Below are 8,393 nucleotides of genomic sequence, written 5' to 3'. Positions count from 1 at the left end.
GTGGTCTCGGTGCTTGGTTCGACAAAGTCATCAAAGCGATCGATCCGTCAGCTCCGAAGGCTGATGCGGCTGCGCGCAAGGCGTTTTATGACGGCGCAGACGGCAGTGTTAAGGCGATTCGGTTAGCTGTAGTCGACGACGAAGCTGGCGATGCCGAAGTTGGTCTTATGTTTGCTGCCGATGACGAGATTGACCGTATCGTACTGTGTTTTGCCGCTGCTGATGTTTGCGCAGCTAAGAGAGCGCTCGTTGCGGCCGACGAGGCAACGGCCGTGCTGCGGCGCAAGGTGATCAAACGCCGCAGTTTCTTCGGGACCCACTACGTCCGACCCGACCAAATACAATATCTAACCCAACCGTGGACCGCTCTCGGTTACGACGAAGACGGAACCCTTTTAGCATCGCGCCGATTCATGCTCGTGGGAAAGGCCAAAAATGCTAACTAAAAGATCCTCAAAAACCTCCCGAGCTGTCGTGTGGTCCGTAGTGTCTCTGTGCTTAAGCCTATCGATAGCCATAGTTTCATGTAGTAGCCCCGAGCCGGCCAAAATAAACCCCGTGACCGGTGGCGGTCGGGGTGCTATCACTAACAGACCGGCGCGCGAGGATTTGGCCGTCATGGTCAATGGCAAACAGTGGGACGGCCTAACTGACATCAACAGCCTGAAGTATCAGGTGGTTGGCGAGTGAGTTGAGCGCCCCGTCTGGCATCTCTGGCTAAGCAATGCAGCTAGGATCCTGGAACGTGCCGGTAACGGTACGGCCCTGCTTGAGGATCCGCGAGCTCATGATTCATCTGTCCAATCTGACGAAGAGGCAGGGTGTACGCACCCTATACGAAAACGGTAGCTTCCAGATCCGGGCTGGCGAAAAGATGGGACTGGTCGGGCCAAATGGCGCCGGCAAGACGACGATCTTCCGGTTGATTACAGGCGAGGACCAGGCCGACGGCGGCACCATCTCGACCGATCCTGGGGTTGTAGTCGGATACTTTTCTCAAGACGTGGGCGACATGCGCGGCAGGTCAGCCCTTGAGGAAGTAAAAGCGGGTGCAGGACGTGTGTACGAGCTTGCTACGATCATTGCTGAGGCTGAAAAGCGTCTTGCCGACAGCGAGACCGATCCTCTGAGTGACGACGATATGATGCAGCTGATGGAGCGTTACGGGGACGCACAGATCGAGTTTCAGCAGCGTGGCGGTTATGATCTTGAGGCTCGCGCCAAGGCGGTGCTCACGGGACTTGGGATTCACCCAGAGGATCATGAGCGGCCGGTCGAGGATTTCAGCGGCGGCTGGAAGATGCGCATCGCCCTGGCGCGGATCTTGACGTTGAATCCAGACGTCCTCCTGATGGACGAACCCACTAACCATCTTGATATCGAGTCTATCCTTTGGCTGGAACAATGGCTGATGGCTTACAAGGGTGCGCTGCTCATGACCAGCCATGATCGCGAGTTCATGAACAGGTTGGTGACGCGGATTGTCGAGATTGCCAACAAGGCGATCACCGTCTACAGCGGTAACTATGACTTCTACCTGCGCGAGCGAGATATTCGCCGCGATCAGCTGCTTGCTGCCCACAAAAGGCAGCAGGAGATGCTCGCTAAAGAAGAAGAGTTTATCGCTAAGTTTGCTGCTAGAGCCTCGCATGCTGCCCAGGTGCAATCGCGTGTTAAAAAACTCGACAAGATTGACCGTATTGAAATACCGCCAGAGACCAAAACGATTCACTTCCAATTTGCTGCACCGCCTCGCAGCGGCAACGATGTGGTGCGCCTGAGTGAGCTGGCTAAGGTATGGCGCCGGGACGATGGGCGTGAGCGCTGCGTCTTCTCAGGTGTCAGTGGCACAGTCAGGCGTCTCGACAAGATTGCACTTACGGGTGTCAACGGCGCTGGCAAATCGACGTTACTGAAGACTATCGTGGGCCATACAGACCCAACCAGTGGCCAGGTGAATGTCGGTGCCAGTGTTAATATCGGGTACTTTAGCCAACATGCGCTTGATGTGCTCGATCCCAAGCAAACTGTATTCGATTGCGTGTCGCAGCGCCTTCCCGAGGCTAGCGTCGGTGCGATTCGCAACTTGCTGGGTGCCTTTCTCTTCAGTGGTGAAGAGACCGAAAAGCGCATTGGTGTCTTGTCCGGTGGCGAGAAGAGTCGTGTAGCATTGGCTTTGATTCTGGCAAGCCCGGTTAACTTTCTCGTGCTCGATGAACCAACGAACCACTTGGACATCGAGTCACGCGAGGTACTGTTACGTGCAGTTCAGGAATTTGATGGCACCGTCATGCTGGTGAGTCACGATCGCCACTTCCTAAGACAAATCGTCAACAGGGTCTTCGAGATCCGGGATGGCGAGCTACGAACCTACGAGGGTAATTACGACTATTACCTAGAGAAGACGGCGCAGCCGAGCTAACCAATCTCAGGCTAGGTCCAAGTCCCCAACCGAATTGCTTTGAGCGGGGCGCACCTAAGTATGCGGCGTATATACCATGATTTTCGGGAATACCACTTCCTAAAATACCCTGATATAATGGCATCAATTACCGTTATTATTGAGTTAATTTGGAAGTCGAAAAATGTATATACCCAGAAGTATTGATAAAAACCTTGTCTCATGGGTAGAGCGACCAAATCGACTCCCTTTGATCCTGCGGGGCGCCCGCCAGGTGGGCAAAACGGCGGCGGTGATGGCGCTTGGCCGCAGTTCGGGTCTGTTCGACAACGTGGTCAAAATCGACTTTGAAGAGGAGCCGGGTCTAGCCAGGGTTTTCGCCGGGTCGCTGAAAGCGGAGCTAATTGTCCGCGACCTTGAAGCCGTCACAGGTCAGCCCATCAAAGCTGGCAAGACGCTGCTATTTTTCGACGAGGTTCAGGAGTGTCCGCGTGCGATTAGCGCTCTACGATACTTTCGAGAACAGATGCCTAAGCTGCATGTAGTGGCCGCAGGAAGTTTGCTCGAGTTTGTGCTTGGCGATGTGTCCATGCCAGTGGGCCGGGTCGAGTACATGTATGTACGCCCGATGTCATTCGGCGAGTTTTTGCATGCGACTGGTCGCGGTCTGCTGGACTCGCGGCGGCCAAATATCATCTCGTGGACCGGTGCGATCAGCTCTTCTGCTATAGAGGCTGAAACCCTAGATTCTGCATTGAAGGAATACGTGATTGTAGGTGGCATGCCGGAGGCAGTATCAACTTACGTGAATACCAAGTCTTTCATAGAAACAGCGAGAGTGCACGATAGATTGCTCAGGTCGTTTCGAGATGACATACCCAAATATGCGCAGGGAGATCTGCAGCGCGCGAATCTAACTCAGTCACTCCTAGCGCTGGCAGTATCTGTTGCTCAACAGATCACCTATACAAAACTAGTGGATGATGATGCTAAACGAACAAAACTGAGCGTGCAGTTACTTGAACAAGCCATGGTAGTCAGCATAGCTCGTGCAACGTCTGCTGCGGGTCTTCCGCTTGGAGCAGGTGTATCCAGCAAAACCTTAAAGCCGATTTATCTTGATGTTGGGCTAATGCAACGAGCGTGTGGTCGGACGGCAGGGCAAGTTCTTGAATCAAAAAATCTGCTAGCTGACTTCAAGGGGCAGATAGCCGAGCAGGTGATTGGCCAAGAACTCTTGGTGCAACGCGGCGGCAGCGAGAACGAGCAACTCTACTTCTGGCAAAGAGCAGAAAGAGGATCCACCGCAGAAGTCGACTTCTTGTTAAGTTGCGACGGTGAGATTGTTCCAATTGAAGTAAAAAGTGGACCATCTGGTCGATTGCGCAGTCTGCACCTGTTCCTCAACTCCCACTCGGATATCTCAGTTGGTTACTGTCTTCAGCAGCGCGTGATTTTGGAGCAGGTTGGAAAGATCAGGTTTGCTCCTCTATGGTCTCGATTGGAGTGAGGAGCCGCCTGGTGAAATTGTGGTGGAGTGGTGAGGAAGTACGCGTTTGTAACACGATTTCTCGATATGCAGCGACATGCTTCTAAAGGGCACCGAACTCTCGGAATACCCCGACCGGTCGGATCCCCAATTGGAATGCTGGTGATGGAGGGATTCTTGGTTACGGGGTGAACGGCGGAAAAGTGATCGGTGGTCGTGGCACAGGCCCTAGCGGTACTTTCGGTTCCGCCGGCGCTGCGTTTTTAGAACCCCTGCCAATCAACTTAAAAACGGGCGCTCCAAGCGCAAGTGGCGATATGACCAGCCAGTACTCGGTACTACCGACCGTACTGGATATTTTTGGAATCGCGACACCAGCGCTTCAAAAAACTGAGTGGGGCGGCGTCCCGGCTGTGATCAAGCCGGGACACAAGGCGAGCTAGTCGACGATACACCACTCACTGGGGTCCGCTCCAAGATCAGCATACTTTTTGCGGTAGAGCGTTTCGTTCTCAAAGAACGGCTTACCGTGGCCGCCTGCAAAATGGGTGCATGACTCAGGGTCATCGTCACTCGGAGCTGGGTTTTGCAGGTATGCCATGGCATTTAGCATGAGAGGCATGGCTTGAATCGACGTGTCTTTCCAGCCTAGCGCTCCGTTGTAACCTAATTTCTTTAGGTGGGCGTAGGTTAGACGCGGTGAGGTCAATTCAAAGTCCAAATATTCTTTCATGTCAAATTCACCAACAAAAATTGGTTTGTCTAAGCTGAAGGCACTCGCTGGATTTTGAAATGGGCTGTTCTCTTTGCCTTTGTTGGCATAGTGATGCACTTGATAATAATCGAGGTAGCCCATGGGGTCGCCGCCAGCCTTGATCAGGGCTTGGTCTGTGTAGATGTTTCCATTGGCCTGGTTCTTGTTTAGGTACTTAAACGAAACAGCACCGACAGTTACGAGATTTTTTGGTGCAATCCGATGGATTTTACCAGCAATGCGGTTGACGAAGACTTGGACGTCCTTGAGCTCGACGTGGTCACCTGCTGCAATGTTTCCCCAGTTCTCGGCTGTTGTCATACCCTCAGGCTCGTTACAGATATCCCAAGAGTGCAGCGCTGGGTGGTCGCGTAAGGCATAGACGATCGGTGCAAGAGCCCGTTCCGTGTAATCACGCAAATAGCTTTGTTTCGTGACCATGAGTCGATTAGCGGCAACTTTAGCAGGATCTTTTTGCTTGAGTTCAGCCCGAATCATGTCGAATGACCAAAGAGTCACCATGATCTGAACCTTTTGTTGCTGGGCTATGTCGAGAATCTTGGCGAGATCTTTGATGGTATGCGTGCCTGGCCCGATGACGCGATCACCCTGGTACTCGGGTGTGGTAGTGCCATCAGTGTGGATCCAGAGGCGGGCCACTGTGCCGCCTGATGCCGCTAGCTGACTGAGTTGGCGTTTAATCTCAGCTAAATTTGGGGCTCCAGTGCCTACGTCGCGGGCGAAGTTGACCCACGCTACGTTGATGCCCGAGGTAAAAGTTGAGGTCAGTTTCTTTTGATTCGTAGCGAGAATGTTGGGATCCGGCTTGTCGTTACCCAAATTGATATTGGGGTCCCATGGCATCTGATCCTTGAAGCAGACAGTGACGGGGAATCCGTTTATGTCCGCGTTGCTTTTACGGAGCAAATTTAGCTTTACCGTTTGTTGCGCGCAGTTACTGGTACTGAGCACTTTGTCATTACCGGCAAAGTAATCGAGGTTTACCAGGTATTCGCCAGTGGGTGCGCTGACCGAGACAGGTTTCGAGGGATCGGTGCTTTCTTTAGTGTAGGTTTTTTTGGAAGGGCCGTTGAAACTGAGAGCAAGGTTTACGCGATCGATACCCAACTCGTTACCATGGATGCCAGGTATGCTTAGAGTTGCTAGGTCGGAGTTGAGCCGCAGTTCTCGTTGCGAGATACTGCCTTGGATGCAAGAGGACGCCACCGCCCCGACGACCACAAGGGGCGGGAGGGGTAACCAAGTGCGGTTCATCAAATACTTTCCTTTCAGTTCAGCAGGGAGAAGTCCGGAGGAAGACAAGCAGCGGAAGCAGAGACAGGTCGGTACCAAAAAGCGCGCGGTTTGGCCGGGAAAGATGCGGTGTCGAGGAGCACCACACACATTAGTTATATTAAAAGTGTTTATGATTGTAAAGTTAATTTTAAAATGATAATAAAATAATCATAGAAACGCTTCTGTGCCTAAAAGCCTACCAAATTTGTCGCGCAAGTGAGGCCTAAATGTCTAAGATACATTGCCTTTTTGCTTGTTTGCTCGGTCTGATCCTGAGTCTATCTAGCTCCCGAGCCGCTGCTGCGCCCTGGCCTGTAGACGTCCGTATGGGTCTCAAAGTCTGCTGGGCGACCCCTGAATTCACCGAGGAGAAGCAGTGGGTTATGGATGCCATAGCCCGTGAATACGGGAGCCGTGAACTGCTGCGCGTTGTGAGCTGGGGGGATTGCGAGTCGATGCCGGAAGCAAACCTGCGGATCACCATTGCCGACCAGAGTGCCCACACCAAGGGAGTCGGTGTGGCTCTCAATCAGATCGATCACGGTATCGTTCTCAATTTTACGTTCAAAAACTGGAGTCGCAGCTGCAAAGCTAAACGCCGGGAATGTATAGAGGGTATTAGCGTTCATGAGTTTGGCCATGTGATGGGACTGGCCGATACGGTGGTGCCCGACACGGAAGGAGTGGCTACCTGTGATGGCATCCAAATTGCCGAGCATGCTGACACGAGCGCCGTGGTGCCGACATCGTTTGACTCCGTGATGAACTACTGCAATCCTGAGTGGCGCAGCGGGCGGCTCGCCATGAGCGACGTCGCACTACTCGCTCGACTTGTGTCCACCTCTTCTGTGCAGTGAGCCGCGTATGAGTATTCAGAGCCTATTTAGTCCATTTCAGCTGAAAAAACTGCACCTCGCCAACCGCTTTGTGATGGCTCCCATGACTAGATCACAGTCTCCCGAGGGAGTACCTTCGGCCGAAGTCGCAGACTATTATGCGCGTCGCGCGGCTGGTGGCGTCGGTCTTATCATAGCTGAGGGTACCGTGGTGGATAGGCCTGCATCGTCCAACGATGCGCGTGTGCCCCACTTTTACGGGGACGCGGCGCTAGCGGGCTGGCAACAGGTCGTTGCTGCTGTGCATCAAGCGGGTGGCGTCATAGCGCCGCAACTGTGGCATATGGGTGTCGTGGCTCCCCATAAGTCGGGTTGGCTACCAACTGCGCCTTTTGAGGGGCCGAGCGGTCTGAATAAGGACGGGATCTTAACAGGCCATGTCATGAGTGTAGATGATATCGAGGCAGTTATTGCCGCTTTTGCTGAGGCTGCTAGTCGGGCCAAACGTCTTGGCTTTGATTGTCTGGAGTTGCACGGAGCCCATGGCTATTTGATCGACCAATTCTTTTGGGCCACCACTAATCGGCGTCAAGACCGATTTGGCGGTGTTAGTTTGCGCGAGCGTACACGGTTTGCCGCTGATATTGTACGTGCGGTGAGACGCGCCGTAGGTGATGATTTAGTGATTATATTGCGGCTGTCACAATGGAAGCAGGGCGCTTACGATTTTAAACTAGCGGCGACTCCGGATGAAATGGCTGCCTGGCTACAGCCCCTGGCCGATGCTGGCGTCGACATATTCCACTGCTCGCAGCGACGCTTTTGGGAAGCGGAGTTCGCTGGCTCAGACCTCAATTTTGCCGGCTGGGCCAAGAAGCTAACAGGCAAGGCTACCATCACGGTTGGATCGGTCGGGCTGTCTGGTGATTTTATTCGCGGATTTCAGGGGGAAAGCTCCACCCCCCAAAGTGTCGATGCGCTGGTCGAGCGTTTTGACCGCGGTGAATTTGATTTGGTCGGGATAGGTCGCGCCTTGTTGAGTGATCCCCAATGGATCAGCAAATTAAAACGTGGCGATCACGGCGCGATGCGAGGCTTCAAGCCCGAAGATTTGGCTACGTTGTCGTGATAGGTCAATGGGCGTGATACGCGCTCTTTGCTTCAGTAGGGTCGCAGCACCGCGCGGACTGGACTCGCGTCAAAGCCAACTAATTTGAGCGGTAGGGCAATCAGTTCGTAGTCACCGTCGGCAACATGGCTCAGACATAGGCCCTCGAGGTTGCGTATGCCCCATTTGAGGAGACGGTTGTGAGCCTGAAGGTCTTTGGACGCGAATGGATCTACCGACGGTGTGTCGATTCCGACAAGTAACACCCCTGCCTGACCAAAGCTATCAATTGCGTCAGGACTAAAAGCAACAAAATCCGTATTGAAGTGATGCGGGTCCGGATAACTCAGCGTGCGCACTAGGACGCGTTTGGCCCCCTTGGTGAGCACCGGCGTCACGTCAAATGCTTCGATGAGCGCACCGCGAGGCTTATTGCACGTGATCACCGTACAAGGTCCCAGGTATGGCGCCAAATCGACCTCATCGATGGACGGAGCCGTTTGGCTGAA

At 53.5% G+C, this 8,393-nt stretch carries 8 protein-coding genes; 6 read left to right on the top strand and 2 right to left on the bottom strand.

What is annotated here, in order from left to right; all coding sequences use genetic code 11:
- Window positions 1-435: 435 nt before the first annotated feature.
- The 4 genes from FJ146_18450 (at window position 436) to FJ146_18435 (ending at window position 4,333) form a co-directional block, all read left to right on the top strand.
- The gene (locus tag FJ146_18450; protein MBM4253953.1) at window positions 436-690 is read left to right on the top strand and encodes a hypothetical protein; all 255 of its coding nucleotides are present in this window, start codon (window positions 436-438) and stop codon (window positions 688-690) included.
- A 97-nt stretch (window positions 691-787) separates the two neighbouring features.
- A complete protein-coding gene (locus FJ146_18445; GenBank protein ID MBM4253952.1) occupies window positions 788-2,422 on the top strand; it encodes an ABC-F family ATP-binding cassette domain-containing protein in 1,635 nt (544 codons plus the stop codon).
- A gap of 163 nt (window positions 2,423-2,585) precedes the next feature.
- Window positions 2,586-3,911: an ATP-binding protein gene (locus FJ146_18440; GenBank protein ID MBM4253951.1), complete on the top strand. Its 1,326-nt coding sequence runs from the start codon at window positions 2,586-2,588 to the stop codon at window positions 3,909-3,911.
- Window positions 3,912-4,078: 167 nt separating this feature from the next.
- On the top strand, window positions 4,079-4,333 hold the full coding sequence (locus FJ146_18435; GenBank protein ID MBM4253950.1) for a hypothetical protein: 255 nt from the start codon (window positions 4,079-4,081) through the stop codon (window positions 4,331-4,333).
- On the opposite strand, the gene FJ146_18430 is transcribed toward FJ146_18435, so the two are convergent.
- Window positions 4,330-5,919 (bottom strand): glycoside hydrolase family 5 protein, encoded by a 1,590-nt coding sequence (locus FJ146_18430; GenBank protein MBM4253949.1) that lies wholly within the window; start codon window positions 5,917-5,919, stop codon window positions 4,330-4,332. The two genes, FJ146_18435 and FJ146_18430, sit on opposite strands and share 4 nt — an antisense overlap.
- Window positions 5,920-6,167: 248 nt before the next feature.
- Here FJ146_18430 and FJ146_18425 point away from each other — a divergent pair, with 248 nt between their 5' ends.
- Window positions 6,168-6,797 (top strand): hypothetical protein, encoded by a 630-nt coding sequence (locus FJ146_18425; protein MBM4253948.1) that lies wholly within the window; start codon window positions 6,168-6,170, stop codon window positions 6,795-6,797.
- 7 nt (window positions 6,798-6,804) lie between these two features.
- On the top strand, window positions 6,805-7,905 hold the full coding sequence (locus FJ146_18420; GenBank protein MBM4253947.1) for an NADH:flavin oxidoreductase: 1,101 nt from the start codon (window positions 6,805-6,807) through the stop codon (window positions 7,903-7,905).
- A gap of 32 nt (window positions 7,906-7,937) precedes the next feature.
- Here FJ146_18420 and FJ146_18415 read toward each other — a convergent pair.
- Window positions 7,938-8,393, bottom strand: a 456-nt coding sequence (locus tag FJ146_18415; GenBank protein ID MBM4253946.1) for a hypothetical protein, incomplete at its 5' end; no start/stop codon positions are given.

Source organism: Deltaproteobacteria bacterium (assembly GCA_016874735.1).
Classification (GTDB): Bacteria; Bdellovibrionota_B; Oligoflexia; order Oligoflexales; family CAIYRB01; genus CAIYRB01.
The sequence above is the reverse complement of the archived record's forward strand: the minus strand, read 5'-3'. Positions and strand labels throughout refer to the sequence as shown.